Annotated in this window: 11 protein-coding genes; 8 read left to right on the forward strand and 3 right to left on the reverse strand. The window is 54.3% G+C overall.

Annotation, left to right across the window (positions count from 1 at the left end):
- Positions 1–240 precede the first annotated feature (240 nt).
- From AAZR23_RS07355 to baeR, 5 genes are read left to right on the forward strand one after another with little or no spacing between them, the layout of a single operon-like run.
- The gene (locus AAZR23_RS07355) at positions 241–1,458 is read left to right on the forward strand and encodes an MdtA/MuxA family multidrug efflux RND transporter periplasmic adaptor subunit (protein WP_218426240.1); all 1,218 of its coding nucleotides are present in this window, start codon (positions 241–243) and stop codon (positions 1,456–1,458) included.
- Positions 1,458–4,598, forward strand: a complete 3,141-nt coding sequence (locus AAZR23_RS07360) for an MdtB/MuxB family multidrug efflux RND transporter permease subunit (RefSeq protein ID WP_434691571.1) — start codon at positions 1,458–1,460, stop codon at positions 4,596–4,598. The genes AAZR23_RS07355 and AAZR23_RS07360 overlap by 1 nt, the downstream gene beginning before the upstream one ends.
- On the forward strand, positions 4,595–7,687 hold the full coding sequence (mdtC, locus tag AAZR23_RS07365; protein WP_434691573.1) for a multidrug efflux RND transporter permease subunit MdtC: 3,093 nt from the start codon (positions 4,595–4,597) through the stop codon (positions 7,685–7,687). Before AAZR23_RS07360 ends, mdtC begins: the two co-directional genes overlap by 4 nt.
- Positions 7,684–9,045: a two-component system sensor histidine kinase BaeS gene (gene baeS, locus AAZR23_RS07370; protein WP_218426241.1), complete on the forward strand. Its 1,362-nt coding sequence runs from the start codon at positions 7,684–7,686 to the stop codon at positions 9,043–9,045. The genes mdtC and baeS overlap by 4 nt, the downstream gene beginning before the upstream one ends.
- Before the next feature lie 14 nt (positions 9,046–9,059).
- Positions 9,060–9,779, forward strand: a complete 720-nt coding sequence (gene baeR / locus AAZR23_RS07375; RefSeq protein ID WP_218426242.1) for a two-component system response regulator BaeR — start codon at positions 9,060–9,062, stop codon at positions 9,777–9,779.
- A 223-nt stretch (positions 9,780–10,002) separates the two neighbouring features.
- Here the strand turns inward: baeR and AAZR23_RS07380 are convergent, their stop codons facing one another.
- Positions 10,003–10,764, reverse strand: coding sequence for a hypothetical protein (locus tag AAZR23_RS07380; RefSeq protein WP_166708082.1), 762 nt, complete (start codon positions 10,762–10,764; stop codon positions 10,003–10,005).
- A 218-nt stretch (positions 10,765–10,982) separates the two neighbouring features.
- On the opposite strand from AAZR23_RS07380, the gene yegQ reads away from it, so the two are divergent.
- The 3 genes from yegQ (at position 10,983) to fbaB (ending at position 14,624) form a co-directional block, all read left to right on the forward strand.
- Complete coding sequence (yegQ, locus tag AAZR23_RS07385) at positions 10,983–12,368, forward strand: tRNA 5-hydroxyuridine modification protein YegQ (protein ID WP_046893279.1); 1,386 nt, start codon at positions 10,983–10,985, stop codon at positions 12,366–12,368.
- Between the two features lie 249 nt (positions 12,369–12,617).
- Entirely contained in the window at positions 12,618–13,511 is an 894-nt protein-coding gene (gene yegS / locus AAZR23_RS07390) for a lipid kinase YegS (RefSeq protein ID WP_230061138.1), read from the forward strand.
- 63 nt (positions 13,512–13,574) lie between these two features.
- A complete protein-coding gene (gene fbaB / locus AAZR23_RS07395; protein ID WP_434691577.1) occupies positions 13,575–14,624 on the forward strand; it encodes a class I fructose-bisphosphate aldolase in 1,050 nt (349 codons plus the stop codon).
- A gap of 154 nt (positions 14,625–14,778) precedes the next feature.
- Here fbaB and rluF read toward each other — a convergent pair whose 3' ends face one another.
- Together rluF and thiD are read right to left on the reverse strand one after the other, a co-directional pair.
- Complete coding sequence (gene rluF / locus AAZR23_RS07400) at positions 14,779–15,675, reverse strand: 23S rRNA pseudouridine(2604) synthase RluF (RefSeq protein WP_054425886.1); 897 nt, start codon at positions 15,673–15,675, stop codon at positions 14,779–14,781.
- A 48-nt stretch (positions 15,676–15,723) separates the two neighbouring features.
- Complete coding sequence (gene thiD, locus AAZR23_RS07405; RefSeq protein WP_434691579.1) at positions 15,724–16,521, reverse strand: bifunctional hydroxymethylpyrimidine kinase/phosphomethylpyrimidine kinase; 798 nt, start codon at positions 16,519–16,521, stop codon at positions 15,724–15,726.
- Positions 16,522–16,628 lie beyond the last annotated feature (107 nt).

The following is a 16,628-nucleotide window of genomic DNA, read 5'->3' on the forward strand; positions in this document are numbered from 1 at the left end:
CATAAACTGAGTAAACCGTGCCGGTAATATTTCCTTAAGGGATGATAAAGTGACTGACATAAACAGCGACCACTGCTGAAACCACGTATATTTACCTGTATCAACGTTATTTTCACAATTCTTCCATTTTTACGATCAGATTTACCGGTACACTATCACCATCATAATTCAGGCTGTTTTGTGCCCTTACGCGTACCCCGGCGCAGCGCCGGGTAAAAAGGAATGATGAGTAATCCGATAATGAATAATGTACAAAAGAGAAAGAAACGCACAGGCATTACGATTGCCGTTCTCCTTCTGGGCGCAGCCGGTTACGGCACCTATCATTACTTTAACTCTGCGGCACCGGCCACTCCGCCGGCTGCCGGTAAACCGGGCGCATCCGCAGGTAAAAACAGCAACCGTCCGGGCCGCCCGCCGCTGGCACCGGTACAGGTGGCGAAAGCTGTTTCTGAGACTATTCCGCGGACATTATCTGCACTCGGTACCGTTCAGGCCGCCAACTCCGTCACCGTTACCAGCCGCGTGGAAGGCCAGCTGATGCAGATTCATTTTGAGGAAGGGCAAAAAGTGAATGCCGGTGATCTGCTGTTCACTATTGATCCGCGTCCGTTTGAGATCCAGCTGGCGCAGGCGCAGGGACAATTAGCCAAAGATCAGGCCACGCTCGCCAATGCCCGCCGTGACCTGAGCCGCTATCAGAAACTCGCCGCCACCCATGTGATTTCACAGCAGGAACTCGATACCCAGCAGGCGCTGGTTAAATCGGCAGAAGCCGGTATTAAGGTGGATCAGGCCGCTATCGACAGCGCGAAGCTGCAACTGACCTACAGCCGTATCACCGCGCCTATCAGCGGAAAAATGGGGCTGCGTCAGGTGGATACCGGTAATTTTATTACTGCCGGAACCGCTATGCCGCTGGTGGTGATCAACCAGACAGCACCTGCCGATGTGCTGTTTACCGTCCCGGAGAATGATATCCCGCTGATCCGTATGGCGCAGCGCACCCTGCCGGATCTTGCGGTCACCGCACTGAGCAAAGATAACAGCATCCGGCTGGCGCAAGGCAAACTGCTGACACTGGATAACCAGATCGATGCAGCCACCGGTACGGTAAAAGCCAAAGCGCGGTTTACCAATGATGACGACCTGCTGTTCCCGAATCAGTTTGTCAATGTGCTGTTGCAGGTCGGCCAGCTGGAGAATGCCGTGGTGATCCCGAATGCCGCATTGCAGATGGGAACAGAAGGTAATTATGTCTGGCTTCTGGAGGCAGACAATAAAGTCCGCAAACAGATTGTGGATGTGGAATTACAGACGCCGGAGCGCGTGGTGATCAAAAGCGGCGTCAGCACCGGTGATACCCTGGTAACCGACGGGATTGACCGTCTGACCGACGGCGCACAGGTGGAAGTGGTCTCCGGTCAGAAAAAAGCCGCAGCCGGAGATAAGGCCTGATGTCCGGAAACAACCCTGAAACCCGTGCCGGCGGACCGTCCCGCCTGTTTATCCTGCGTCCGGTTGCCACCAGCCTGTTTATGCTGGCGATCCTGCTGGCAGGGATTGTCGGTTACCGCATGCTGCCGGTCTCTTCGCTGCCGGAAGTGGATTACCCGACTATCCGCGTGGTGACACTCTATCCCGGTGCCAGCCCGGATGTGATGACCTCTGCCGTGACCGCACCGCTTGAGCGCCAGTTCGGGCAGATGTCCGGCCTGAAACAGATGTCATCGCAAAGCTCGGGCGGCGCTTCGGTGATCACCCTGATGTTCCAGCTTTCTCTGCCGCTGGATGTGGCGGTGCAGGAAGTGCAGGCGTCCATCAATGCAGCAACCAACCTGCTGCCGAATGATCTGCCTTATCCGCCGATTTACAGCAAAGTGAACCCGGCCGATCCGCCGGTACTGACCCTTGCCGTCACCTCCGATGCCATGCCGATGACACGGTTACAGGATATGGTGGAGAACCGCATCGCCCAGAAAATCTCACAGGTTGAGGGGGTCGGGCTGGTGACACTGGCGGGCGGTCAGCGCCCTGCTGTACGGGTTCAGCTGAATGCCAATGCTGTCGCCGCTTACGGGCTGGACAGCGAAACTATCCGTACCGCGATTAATAACGCCAACGTCAACTCCGCCAAAGGGAGCCTCGACGGCCCGGCACGCTCTGTAACACTGTCCGCCAACGACCAGATGAAATCGGCGGAAGATTATCAGAACCTGATTGTCAGCTACAAAAATAACGCTCCGATTCGCCTGCGCGATGTGGCAACTGTTCAGGAGGGGCCGGAAAATACGCAATTAGGTGCCTGGGTCAATGATAAACAGGCCATCGTGATTAATGTGCAGCGCCAGCCCGGCGCGAACGTGATTGCCACCACCGATACCATCCGCGCCCTGATCCCGGAACTGGTGGAGACCCTGCCGGAATCCGTGACGGTGACGGTTCTGACTGACCGGACAGATGCTATCCGCGCCTCGGTCAAAGATGTGCAGTTTGAATTGTTCTTAGCAATCGCGCTGGTGATCATGGTGATGTACCTGTTCCTGCGCAATATGGCCGCGACGCTGATCCCGGGGGTGGCAGTGCCGCTCTCGCTGGTCGGTACGTTTGCGGTGATGTATTTCTGCGGCTTTTCCGTCAATAACCTGACGCTGATGGCGCTGACTATCGCCACCGGCTTTGTGGTGGATGATGCGATTGTGGTAGTGGAGAATATCGCCCGCTATCTGGAAAAAGGTGACAAACCGCTGACCGCTGCCCTGAAAGGTGCCGGTGAGATTGGTTTTACCATTATCTCGCTGACCTTCTCGCTGATCGCCGTGTTGATTCCCCTGTTATTTATGGGGGATATTGTCGGCCGCCTGTTCCGCGAATTTGCCATCACCCTCGCCGTGGCAATCCTGATTTCCGGCGTGGTATCCCTGACGCTGACACCAATGATGTGCGCCCGGTTCCTGAAACCGGAATCCGCACAGCGCCATAACCGCTTCAACCTCGCCACCGAACGCTTTTTTGAGCGGGTAATTGCCGGTTACGGCCGCTGGCTGACATGGGTATTACGCCATCAGTGGCTGACGCTCGGCGTTGCATTCAGCACTATGGCGATCACCGTTATTCTTTATCTGTTTATTCCGAAAGGCTTTTTCCCGATTCAGGATAACGGGCTTATCCAGGGTACGCTGGAAGCGCCGCAATCGGTATCGTTCCAGGCAATGAGTGAGAAACAGCAGGCAGTCAGCCGTCTGCTGGCAGATGACCCGGCGGTGGCGAATATCGCAGCGTTTGCCGGTATCGACGGCAGCAACGCCACTCTGAACACCGGACGTCTGCAAATCACGCTGAAACCACTGTCTGAGCGGGCTGACCGTGCGGAAGCTATCATCACGCGGTTACAGGAAAAAGCAGATACCCTGCCCGGCGTGAAGCTGTATCTTCAGCCGTCCCAGGATCTGACTATCGATACCCAGACTTCCCGCACCCAATATCAGTTCACCTTACAGGCGAACTCCCTTGAGGAGCTGGATCTGTGGGTGCCGCGTCTGATGACAGAATTAGAGAGCAGCGATGCCCTGACCGATACCGGTAATGACTGGCAGAACAAAGGACTGGTGGCTTATATCGATATTGACCGCGACACAGCCTCACGACTGGGGCTGACCATGACCAATATTGATAACGCGCTGTACAATGCGTTTGGTCAGCGGCTGATCTCCACGATTTATACCCAGGCCAGCCAGTACCGGGTAGTGCTGGAGAATAATACCGCGCTGACACCGGGTGCGGACGCCCTCAACAGTATCCGTCTGACCAACAAAGACGGCAATTCCGTGCCGTTATCAGCGTTTGCCACTGTTTCGCAGCGCTTCGGGCCGCTGGCCATTAACCATCTGGCTCAGTTCCCGTCCGCCACTTTCTCCTTTAATATCCCGGCGGGTGGTTCACTGGAAGCGGCGGTGAACGCGGTGAAATCAGCAGAGCAGCGTATCGGTCTGCCGAAAGATATCACCACCCAATTCCAGGGCGCGACCCTCGCCTTTGAAAATGCCCTCTCCGGCACATTGTGGCTGATCCTCGCCGCCGTAGTGGCAATGTACATTGTGCTCGGTATTCTGTATGAGAGTTTTATTCACCCGATTACCATCCTCTCCACCCTGCCCACTGCCGGGGTCGGTGCGCTGCTGGCGCTGATCATGGCGGGCAATGAGCTGGATGTCATCGCGATTATCGGTATTATTCTGCTGATAGGTATAGTGAAGAAAAACGCCATTATGATGATTGACTTCGCCCTCGCCGCAGAACGCGAACAGGGACTGTCACCGTATGATGCGATCTATCAGGCCTGTCTCCTGCGTTTCCGTCCGATCCTGATGACCACCATGGCTGCATTGTTCGGTGCAGTGCCGCTGATGCTCAGTACCGGGGTCGGTGCCGAACTGCGCCAGCCGCTGGGGGTCTGTATGGTCGGCGGGCTGATTATGAGCCAGATCCTGACCCTCTTTACCACCCCGGTGATTTACCTGCTGTTTGACCGCCTGTCACACTGGCGCGATCACGCCCGGTTTACCCCGGAAAGCGACAACACAGGAGCCTCATCATGAGGCTGTTCGCCCTGTTTATCGCCCGTCCGGTGGCCACGACGCTGATAAGCCTCGCCATCACGCTGTGCGGGGCAATAAGCTTCCTGTTTCTGCCGGTGGCACCGCTGCCGCAGGTGGATTATCCGGTGATCAATATTTCGGCGTCACTGCCGGGCGCATCGCCGGAAACCATGGCATCGTCTGTCGCCACGCCGCTGGAACGCTCACTCGGGCAGATAGCCGGGGTGTCAGAAATGACATCATCCAGTTCGCTCGGCAGCACCAGTATCACCCTGGAATTTGAGCTTAACCGTGATATCAACGGCGCCGCCCGCGATGTGCAGGCGGCACTGAATGCCGCGCAAAACCTGCTGCCGTCCGGGATGCCGTCGCGGCCGCGTTACTATAAATCCAACCCGTCCGATGCGCCGATTATGATCCTGACGCTGACATCAGACACGCTCGATACCGGTAAACTCTATGATATCGCCTCCACCCGGCTGGCACAGCGCCTGTCGCAGATTGAGGGCGTAAGCGAAGTTTCTGTCGGCGGCGGTTCACTGCCTGCCGTGCGGGTGGAGCTTAATCCGTCACAGCTGTTTAACCAGGGTGTTTCCCTCGACAGCGTACGCAAGGCGATTGCTGATGCCAACGTGCTGCGCCCGCAGGGCTCCGTATCTGACAATGAGCGCCGCTGGCAAATTGGCAGTAACAGCGAACTGAAAACCGCGGATGATTATCGTCCTCTGATTGTGCATTACAATGACGGCGCGGCAGTACGCCTGGCCGATGTCGCCACAGTGAAAGACTCGGTACAGAACGTCCGCGCGGCCGGGATGAGCAACGGCAAGCCTGCTATTCTGCTGGTGATCCGCCGTGAAGCCGGTGCCAATATCATCGCCACCGTAGCCCGTATCCGTGAACAGCTGCCGGTATTACAGGATGCCATTCCCGCCAGCGTGGATATGCAGGTCGCGCAGGATCGCACACCGACCATCCGTGCCTCACTGACCGAAGTGGAGCGCGCCCTGACCATTGCGGTAGGGCTGGTGATTCTGGTGGTCTTCCTGTTTCTGCGCTCCGGCCGCGCCACCATTATCCCTGCGCTGGCCGTGCCTGTTTCCCTTATCGGTACTTTCAGCGCCATGTATCTGTGCGGGTTCAGCCTCAATAACCTGTCACTGATGGCGCTGACCGTCGCCACCGGTTTTGTGGTAGATGATGCCATTGTGGTGCTGGAGAATATCGCCCGTCATATTGAAAACGGACTGAAACCCAAAGAAGCGGCGCTCAAAGGGGTCAGCGAAGTCGGTTTCACCGTGCTTTCGATGAGTATTTCCCTGGTGGCGGTGTTTATCCCGCTGCTGCTGATGGATGGCCTTGTCGGGCGGTTGTTCCGCGAGTTCGCCATCACGCTGACCACGGCTATTGCTATCTCGCTGGTGATCTCCCTGACACTCACCCCGATGCTCTGCGCCTATCTGCTGAAAAACCGCGCGGCTCCGGCACGTGAGCGCAAACGCGGCGCGGGCAGGATACTGTTCCGTATTCAGCAATGGTACGGACGCAGCCTGACCGTAGTACTGGCACACAGCCGCTGGGTGCTGCTGATTTTCACCGGCACCATTGCCCTGGCGGTCTGGCTCTATATCTCCGTACCAAAAACCTTTTTCCCGGATCAGGATACCGGGCGCCTGCTGGGCTTTGTCCGCGCTGACCAGAGCATTTCGTTCCAGTCGATGGAGCAGAAAATGCGCACCTTTATGCAGCGTATTCACAGTGATAAAGATGTCGCCAGCGTCACCGGTTTTACCGGCGGCGGCCGGGTGAACAGCGGGTTTATGTTTATCTCCCTCAATCCGCTGGATGAGCGGACAGACAGCGCCCAGGATGTGATAAACCGGCTGCGTGTGACCCTCGCGGATGAACCGGGTGCCAATCTGTTTCTGATCCCGGTGCAGGATGTGCGGGCGGGCGGCCGTCAGTCCAACTCCAGTTATCAGTATTCCCTGCTGGCGGATGATTTATCCCTGCTGCGCGAATGGGAGCCTAAAATCCGCAAGGCACTCGGTGAACTGCCGCAGCTGGCCGATGTTAACTCGGATAAAGAAGACAAAGGCGCGGAGATGGCACTGACTTATGACCGTGATGTGATGGCACAGCTCGGGATCAGCGTAAATGATGCCAATAACCTGCTCAATAACGCCTTCGGTCAGCGGCAGATCTCCACGATTTATGAACCGCTGAATCAGTACAAAGTGGTGATGGAAGTTGCGCCGCAATATACGCAGGATGTCAGTGCGCTGGATAAGATGTTTGTGATCAATAAAGAGGGACAACCGGTTCCGCTGGCGTATTTTGCACAATGGCGCCCGGCGAATGCGCCGCTGAGTGTTAACCATCAGGGGCTGTCGGCGGCGTCAACAATCGGCTTTGACGTGGCGCCGGGGTATTCTCTGTCAGATGCGGTAACTGCGGTCGAACGTACCATGGTGGAGCTGGGTGTGCCGTCCGGGGTGCGCGGTTCGTTTGCCGGAACCGCACAGTTATTTCAGGAGACATTACAATCCCAGGTACTGCTGATTATCGCCGCTGTTATTACCGTGTATCTGGTGCTCGGTATGCTGTATGAAAGCTTTATTCATCCGCTGACTATCTTATCCACCCTGCCCTCCGCGGGCGTCGGCGCACTGCTTGCGCTGAAGTTTTTTGATACACCGTTCAGCCTGATTGCCCTGATAGGTATCATGCTGCTGATCGGGATTGTGAAGAAAAACGCCATTATCATGGTGGACTTCGCCATTGCTGCCCAGCGCGGCGGACAAAATGCGCGGGATGCGATTTTTCAGGCCTGCCTTCTGCGTTTCCGCCCGATCCTGATGACCACACTGGCTGCCCTGTTCGGTGCACTGCCACTGGCACTCGGCAGCGGTGACGGGGCGGAACTGCGTCAGCCGCTCGGCATCACGGTGGTCGGCGGGTTGCTGGTCAGCCAGATCCTGACATTGTATACCACCCCTGTTATTTACCTGTTTTTTGACCGGCTGCGCCGCAAAAAAACCGGAGAATCAACCGGACAGCCTGTTCTGAACACGGAGGGAAATACATGAAAACCGGTATTGGTCACAAACTGTTTCTCGCCATTTTTGCCACCTGCATGCTGGTGGTACTGACCATGCATCTGGCTATCCGCTTCAGTTTTGAGCAGGGCTTTCTCGGCTATCTCCAGCGCTCTGCCGAAGACCGGACAGAACTGATCGCTGATGTTGTCGCTGAACAATATGCCGATTACGGCAGCTGGTATTTTCTGCGTAATAATCAGCGCGGATTTATGCAGGCACTGCGGGCGCTGGATACCGACCGTCATATGCAGCATATGGAGCGCGGCTGGAAAATGCGTTTCTGGCTGCTGGGTGAAGATGATCAGCGTCTGTTCGGACACGGTCCGGTACCGCAGGGTGAACTCTACCGCAAACCGGTCAGATATAACGGCGATATTGTCGGCTGGGTGGTGATGCCGGCAGATGATAATATCAACCGCGCTGCCGATCAGAGCTTTTCACATCAGCAGGCGCGTACCAGCTGGATAGTGTCGGCGCTGGTGCTGCTGGTCACCCTTGTGGTGACCTGGCTGCTGACACGCGGCTTTCTGCGGCCCGTCAAACGGCTGGCGGAAGGCACACATCAGCTGGCAGCGGGCAATTTCAGCAGCCGTGTACCGGTTCACGGTAAGGATGAAATTGCACAACTGGCGAATGATTTTAATCAGCTCGCCTCCGCGCTGGAGAAAAATGAACTGATGCGCCGCGACTATATGGCGGATGTGTCACACGAACTGCGTACCCCGCTGGCCGTATTGCAGGGCGAACTGGAAGCCCTTCAGGACGGAATACGCCAGCCGACACCGGAAACTCTCGCATCTCTGCTGGCGGAAGTTCAGACACTGACAAAACTGGTCAGTGACCTGCATCAGCTCTCATTATCCGACAGCGGGTCACTCTCTTACCGTAAAGAGTTATGTAACCTGAGCGATGTGATCAGCCGTTCCATCGGCGTTTTCCGTCACCGGTTGCAGGAAAAAAATCTCACCGTAACCACTGAACTGCCGGACACGCTGATGATTTTCGGCGATGACGCGCGGCTCGGCCAGCTGTTCCATAATCTGCTGGAAAACAGCCTGCGTTATACCGACAGCGGCGGACAGATTATGGTACGCGGACAGCAGGATGAAACACAGATCCGGATCGATTGGTCAGACAGTGCACCGGGGCTGACTGAAGAACAGTTCTCACAGATTTTTGAACGCTTCTACCGCAGTGAATCCTCCCGCAACCGAGCCAGCGGCGGCTCCGGGCTCGGCCTTGCGATCTGTGATAAAATAGCGGAAGCGCATCACGGGCAGATCAGTGCATCCGCATCCCCGCTCGGCGGCGTGACGATTACGCTGACTCTGCCCCGCCCTGACTGACAGGAGTTTACCGCATGGAACAACATGCCGAACTGATTCTTATTGTGGAAGATGAGCCGAAACTGGCTCAGTTACTGACAGATTATCTGCACGCCGCACATTACCGTACACACTGGCTGGCACGCGGCGGTGAAGTGACAGACTGGGTTAAGGCACATCATCCGGATCTGATTTTGCTGGATCTGATGCTGCCGGAGAAAGACGGCCTGACACTCTGCCGAGAGATCCGTCAGTTCAGCGATGTGCCCGTCATGATGGTGACGGCGAAAACGGAAGAGATTGACCGCCTGCTGGGACTGGAAATCGGTGCCGATGATTATGTCTGCAAGCCTTACAGCCCGCGTGAGGTTGTGGCGCGGATCAAAACCATTCTGCGCCGCTGTCAGCGCAGTCACGAAACGTCAGAAGATAAATCTGACACCCTGGTTATTGATGAAGTAAATTATCAGGTGCGTTTCGGGACCCAGAGTCTGGATCTCACTCAGGTCGAATTCCGCCTGCTGCGCACGATGGTGTCACACCCGGGCACTGTGCTGTCCCGTAACCAGTTACTGGATAATCTGTACGATGATTACCGCGTGGTGACCGACCGCACCATCGACAGCCACATCAAAAATCTGCGCCGCAAGCTCGGACAGCTGGAAAGTGACCGTGATTTTATTCATTCGGTGTACGGATTAGGCTACCGCTGGGAAGGCGGCCCCGCTGAGATTATCGCCGCCACCATTCTCTGACGGCGGTTATCTGACAGAGATAAAAAACGGCGGAATATCCGCCGTTTGAGATTGCTGACAATGCAGGATAAAACGTGGTTTTTCCTGCTTTGTGTTATCAGCCGAAAATCAATAAATTGATTTTCCTGGTTTATTTTTACAACCTCTGTCAGTCGTCGCCAATCCCTGCGGGTTTGTCAACGGCCTGAAACGGCGGAATATCCGCCGTTTATTGTTTTTCTGGTTACTGAATAACTGACGGACGCTTCAGCCGCGCCAGGATTTTATCGAGCGTATTTTGCTCATCCTGCAATAAATCCGCTTTTGCAATACGGAATGTCCGATCCAGTTCAGCGGTTCTGATATGCAGTTTCAGTGCAGAACGGTTGTCTGTTATCACGGTGAATGCACTCAGCGGTGCTTCATAACAGACCGCATACTGCCCCGGGGTAAACAGAAGATTATCACCGACAATCGCCAGCATCGGATAATACTGGATACGCCGCGCGTTAATCATCAGCACAATCCCCACCGCAACCATGATACCGCCGAAGTCCATACCGATAACCAGCAGCACCACACCGAGCACCGCATACATCGCAGCCATGCTGACCTGACGCTGTTTATTGAATTTCAGCAGAACCTCAAACGGTAACTGCGCCAGTTTCGGGACACTTTTCAGTGAACTGTAGACCACGCGGTTATAGTCGTAGAGATAACCGACGATAAAGATAAAGCCCAGCGGAACAAAAATAATACCGCCGATCATAGCGAAAATCAGACCCAATTTCGGCTGGTTACGCAGAGATGCCAGACTGATAAGCTGTGCCGCGATCCCGCCGGTCATCAGAATTTTCACGTACGGTAAGACTTCGATCAGTTGTTGTGTCTGATAATCCAGCTGATCCCGGTACGGCTCAAGTGCCGACGGAATATAAGCAATAATCCCCAGGAAAATCAGGTTAAGAACCAGACCAATCCAGACTGCAATATGACGTTTTTCCATGTATCCACGCTGTAACAGACTATAGTAAATGATAACGCAGCGGAGATTTTCCGCCGCGTCACTGAATTTAACGAAACTATATCAAATCGTTATCCGATATTCATGCCATTTTCAGTAATTCATTTGATACCGGGCGGATGACGCGCTAGAATCCATCGCCTTGATTACGCCTCCCCCGCAGGGGAAGGTTCTGACTTGAACTCAGATCGGAATACATTATGTTTACACCCGAATTACTCTCTCCGGCAGGCTCGCTGAAGAATATGCGCTATGCGTTCGCCTACGGTGCGGATGCGGTTTATGCCGGACAGCCGCGTTACAGCCTGCGTGTCCGTAACAACGAATTTAACCACGAAAACCTCGCCAAAGGCATTCAGGAAGCCCACGAACTGGGTAAAAGATTCTATGTCGTGGTGAATATCGCCCCGCATAACGCCAAACTGAAAACCTTTATCCGTGACCTGGAGCCGGTGATTGCCATGGGTCCGGACGCCCTGATTATGTCCGATCCCGGTCTGATCATGATGGTGCGCGAACATTTCCCGCAGATGGATATTCATTTATCCGTTCAGGCCAACGCCGTGAACTGGGCAACCGTGAAATTCTGGCGTCAGATGGGTCTGACCCGGGTTATCCTGTCCCGTGAACTGTCCCTCGATGAAATCGCTGATATCCGCAAAAATGTGCCTGATATGGAGCTGGAAGTATTTGTCCACGGCGCACTGTGCATGGCCTACTCCGGCCGCTGCCTGCTTTCCGGTTATATTAACAAACGCGACCCTAACCAGGGAACCTGCACCAATGCCTGCCGCTGGGAATATAAAGTGGAAGAAGGCAAAGAAGATGTGATCGGCAATATTGTTCACAAGCAGGAACCTATCCCGGTGAAAAATATTGAGCCGACTCTCGGCGTTGGCGCACCGACTGATAAAGTATTCCTGATTGAGGAAGCACAGCGCCCGGGTGAATATATGACCGCGTTCGAAGATGAGCACGGCACGTATATTATGAACTCCAAAGATCTGCGGGCTATCGAACATGTCGAAAACCTGACGAAGATGGGTGTTCACTCCCTGAAAATCGAAGGCCGTACCAAATCCTTCTATTACTGCGCGCGCACCGCACAGGTTTACCGTCGTGCTATTGATGATGCCGTTGCCGGAAAACCGTTTGATCCGTCACTGCTGACCACGCTGGAAGGCCTGGCACACCGCGGTTATACCGAAGGGTTCCTGCGCCGTCATACCCATGATTCTTATCAGACTTATGAGTACGGCTATTCTGTTTCTGATTCCCAGCAGTTTGTCGGCGAGTTTACCGGCAACCGCGTGAACGGCCTGGCCGAAGTGGATGTCAAAAACAAATTCTCTGTCGGTGACAGCCTGGAACTGATGACGCCAAACGGTAATATCAGCTTTACCCTCGATGCCATGAATAACCGCAAAGGGGAAGCCACGGATGTCGCACCGGGTAACGGTCATATTGTTTATCTGCCGGTACCGGATGATGTGAACCTGGAATTTGCATTGCTGATCCGTAACTTACAGGGTACCAGCACCCGTAATCCGCATATGCCGGAATTTACCGACGCTGCGGCTCTGTAACAGGGAAAATTCCGAATTTTCGAATCCGATCACAACAATCACTTCCGTTGTTTCGTAATATCGGACAGGAAAATAAAGAACTAAAACGCAACATGTAATACCAGGAACCACCTCCTTGGTTGGCTCAATCTCCCTTGAGCCAACCTTTTCTTTTTTGTGCCCTTCCCTTTTTCTCCGCCCTTTTTTTCCCGGCAGAATCCGTCCGTGTTTGTTATCTTTAAAAGACGAAATCTGAACACGGAGAGTAATATGGCGGAAACGCATATAGTGATTCTTAACGGAAAACGTGCCGGTGATGATGGTATTCGTCAGGCTGTCAGCTGCCTGCGGGACAGCGGTGAAGATATTCAGGTGCGGGTAACATGGGAAGCGGAGGATATTCCGCGCTTTGTCCGCGAAGCGCACCACCTGAACGCAGCAACCGTGATTGCCGCGGGGGGCGACGGCACAATTAATGCCGTATGCAGCGCACTGATGTCATATCCGGCTGAGGAGCGTCCTGTTCTCGGCATTCTGCCGCTCGGCACCGCTAATGATTTTGCCGCTGCGGCGGGTATTCCGGCAGATAAAACCAAAGCCCTGCTTCTGGCCGCTAAAGGCAGTTCCATCGCTATCGATATCGGCTGCATCAATGAATCTCACTATTTCATCAATATGGCCACCGGCGGGTTCGGCCCGAAAATCACCACCGATACCCCGGAAGCGCTGAAAAGCACCTTCGGCGGCGCCGCTTATTTTCTCCACGGACTGACCCGCAGCGATTTACTGAAAGCCGATCACTGCACCATCAGCTGTGATGATTTCCACTGGCAGGATGACGCACTGGTGATTGGTGTCGGCAACGGCTGCCAGGCGGGCGGCGGACACAAGCTGTGCCCGGATGCGCGGATCAATGACGGGCTGCTGAACCTGAGTATCCTGCCGGAACGCAACTGGCCGCGTTCACTCTGGAACAGCCTGTTTAATGACGGTGAAGCGGAAGGCGTCATTATGAAAAGCAGCAGACGGATCACCATCAGCGCGGCACATGAGATGGTGTTTAATCTCGATGGCGAACCGCTGACTGGTCAGCAATTCACCTTTTCCGTGCTGCCTGAAGCGATCCAGTGCCGGTTACCGCCACACTGCGGGTTGTTATCTTAAACACAATCCACGACAATCCGTGACAATTTTATAACACGCTACAGGAATCGGAGTTTACATACCATGACTGATATCGTTAAGTTGTTAGGCAATGATGCATCATCTCTTCTTGAACACACCTGCACCACTATTCCCAAAGACAATCTCTATCTGCCGGGCGATGACTTTGTCACCCGCGTGATGATTGACAATAACCGGCCGAATACCGTGCTGCGCTCTATGCAGTCGCTGTTTAATCACGGTCGTCTGGCGGGAACCGGTTATCTTTCCATCCTGCCGGTGGATCAGGGCGTAGAACACTCTGCCGCGGCCTCTTTTGCGGCCAATCCGCTCTATTTTGATCCGAAAAATATTGTTGAGCTGGCTATCGAAGCGGGCTGTAACTGTGTGGCATCCACTTACGGCGTACTGGCTTCTGTTGCCCGCCGTTATGCACACCGCATCCCGTTCCTCGTCAAAATCAACCACAATGAAACCCTCAGCCTGCCTGCGCAGTATGATCAGACACTGTACGCCAGTGTTGAGCAGGCGTTTGAAATGGGTGCAGTGGCTGTCGGGGCGACAATTTATTTCGGTTCACCGGAATCCCGCCGTCAGATTGAGGAAATCTCAGCAGCTTTTGAACGTGCGCATGAACTGGGAATGGTCACGGTATTGTGGGCTTACCTGCGTAACCCGGCATTCAAAAAAGATGGCGTGGATTATCATGCCAGTGCCGATTTAACCGGCCAGGCAAACCACCTTGCGGCGACAATCGGCGCGGATATCGTCAAACAGAAGATGGCAGAGAACAACGGCGGCTTTAAAGCTATCGGTTTCAGCCATACTGATGAACGCGTTTACAGCACACTGACCACCGATAACCCGATTGATCTGGTCCGTTATCAGCTGGCGAACTGCTATATGGGCCGTGCGGGGCTGATTAACTCCGGCGGTGCATCCGGTAATAATGACCTCACTGATGCCGTCCGTACTGCAGTAATCAACAAACGTGCCGGCGGTATGGGGCTGATCCTCGGCCGTAAAGCCTTTAAGAAATCGATGAAAGACGGGGTGGCACTGATTAATGCAGTGCAGGATGTGTATCTCGATAAGAAAGTGACGATTGCCTGATAACAAACCCATTCTGCGGATTCTGAGGGATTCGTGGTAACGGGCAGGCGAACGAAAAGCATGCGCGCCATGGATGACGCGCCTGAGCTTACATGGATGTATTTACAGCGACTTTTCGTTTTGCCCGTTGTCCGCGGAGCCGGGCTCCGTTTTATCAGCGTTTCTTCTTCTTCCGCCCTGCCTGCGCAAAGCGCTGGCGGTTATTATCGCTGCTGCTCTCTTTCTTCTTCTGCTGTTTGTCTGACCCCGGATAAACCGGCGGAGCAACCTTGATTTTGTTATCGCGCTTCTGCGGTTTCGCGGCCGGTTTTTTGGCTTTTTTATCTTCGGATGAGGATTTTTCAATCGCATCAAAGAGCTCAACCAGCTCATCATCCGTTAAATCACGCCATTCGCCCACCGGAATCCCGGTCAGGCTGATATTCATGATACGGACGCGCTCGAGTTTCGTCACTTCATAGCCGAAATGTTCACACATCCGGCGGATCTGACGGTTCAGACCCTGAACCAGTGTGATGCGGAAAACAAACGGCGCTTCCTGCTTCACTTTGCATTTTTTGGTTACCGTACCGAGGATCGGCACACCTGCCGCCATACCACGGATAAAATCATCCGTGACTGGTTTATTGACCGTTACCACATACTCTTTCTGGTGGTCATTTCCGGCACGCAGAATTTTATTCACCAGATCGCCGTGGTTGGTCAGGAAAATCAACCCCTGAGAGTCTTTATCTAGGCGGCCGATAGGGAAGATACGGGTGCTGTGATTGACGAAATCAACAATATTGTCTTTCTCACCCTCATCGGTGGTACTGACAATACCCACCGGTTTATTGAGGGCAATCAGAACCAGGTCATCCTGCTCCCGCGCTTCAATCAGCTGACCGTTGACTTTAACCACATCCCCCGGCACCACTTGTGAGCCGATAGCCGCACGTTTGCCGTTGATCAGGACTAATCCCTGCTCAATATAGCGGTCTGCATCCCGGCGGGAGCAGATGCCGCTTTCGCTGATGTATTTATTAAGACGCACAGATGAACCCGTTTCCATATCTTCCCCCCTGAAAAGCGCGCAATATACACGAATTACCGTGCGATATCACCACCACTGATAAAAATGGTGAACCGGACCATGTCCGTGCCCTACTTCGAGACTATCTGCCGCAGCCAGTGCTCCGTGCAGATACTGTTTTGCGGCCTCTGTGGTTTCCGCCCAGTCCGCACACTGCGGCCGCAGTGCTGCCATTGCCGCCGATAATGTGCAGCCGGTGCCGTGACTGTTTTTGGTCGGGATACGGACAGAGGTAAAGCGGTGACGGCCTTCCGGCAGAAACAGCCAGTCAGGGCTTTCGGCGTTATCCAGATGACCGCCTTTCAGCAGTACCGCGTTTGCCCCGGCAGCCATAAGCGCCTCGCCCTGCTGCTGCATCATTTTTTCATCTGTGGCAACTGCTGTTTTCAGCAACGCGGCCGCTTCGGGAAGATTGGGAGTGATAATCGAAACGTGGGGTAATAGTTCAGAGATCAATAAATCAACCGCATCAGCTTTCAGCAGCGGATCACCGCTTTTCGCCAGCATCACCGTATCCAGTACCACATACGGCACCGGGTACTGACACAGTTTCTCAGCCACGATGCGGATCACGCCGCCGTCAGACAACATGCCAATCTTGGCACTGTCAATTTTGACATCCGTCAGTACCGCATCCAGTTGTGCCCCGATAAACTCAGGCGGAACAGAATGGACTGAGTTCACGCCGCAGGTATTTTGTGCCACCAGCGCTGTCATCACCGTGGTGCCGTAAACGCCCAGTGCGGAAAAGGTTTTTAAATCCGCCTGAATACCCGCACCGCCGCTCGGGTCGGTTCCTGCAATGGTTAATGCGTTGATTCTCACCCTGATATCTCCTGTTTTGCTGTGGCGCTCTGTATAGTGAATTATACGCATCCGGTGACAGGAAACCACCGCAGAACAGGCAATAAAAAACCCCATGCCCGCAAGGG

Origin of the sequence: Morganella sp. Je.2.23 (genome assembly GCF_051129855.1) — a bacterium.
Lineage (GTDB): Bacteria > Pseudomonadota > Gammaproteobacteria > Enterobacterales > Enterobacteriaceae > Morganella > Morganella sibonii.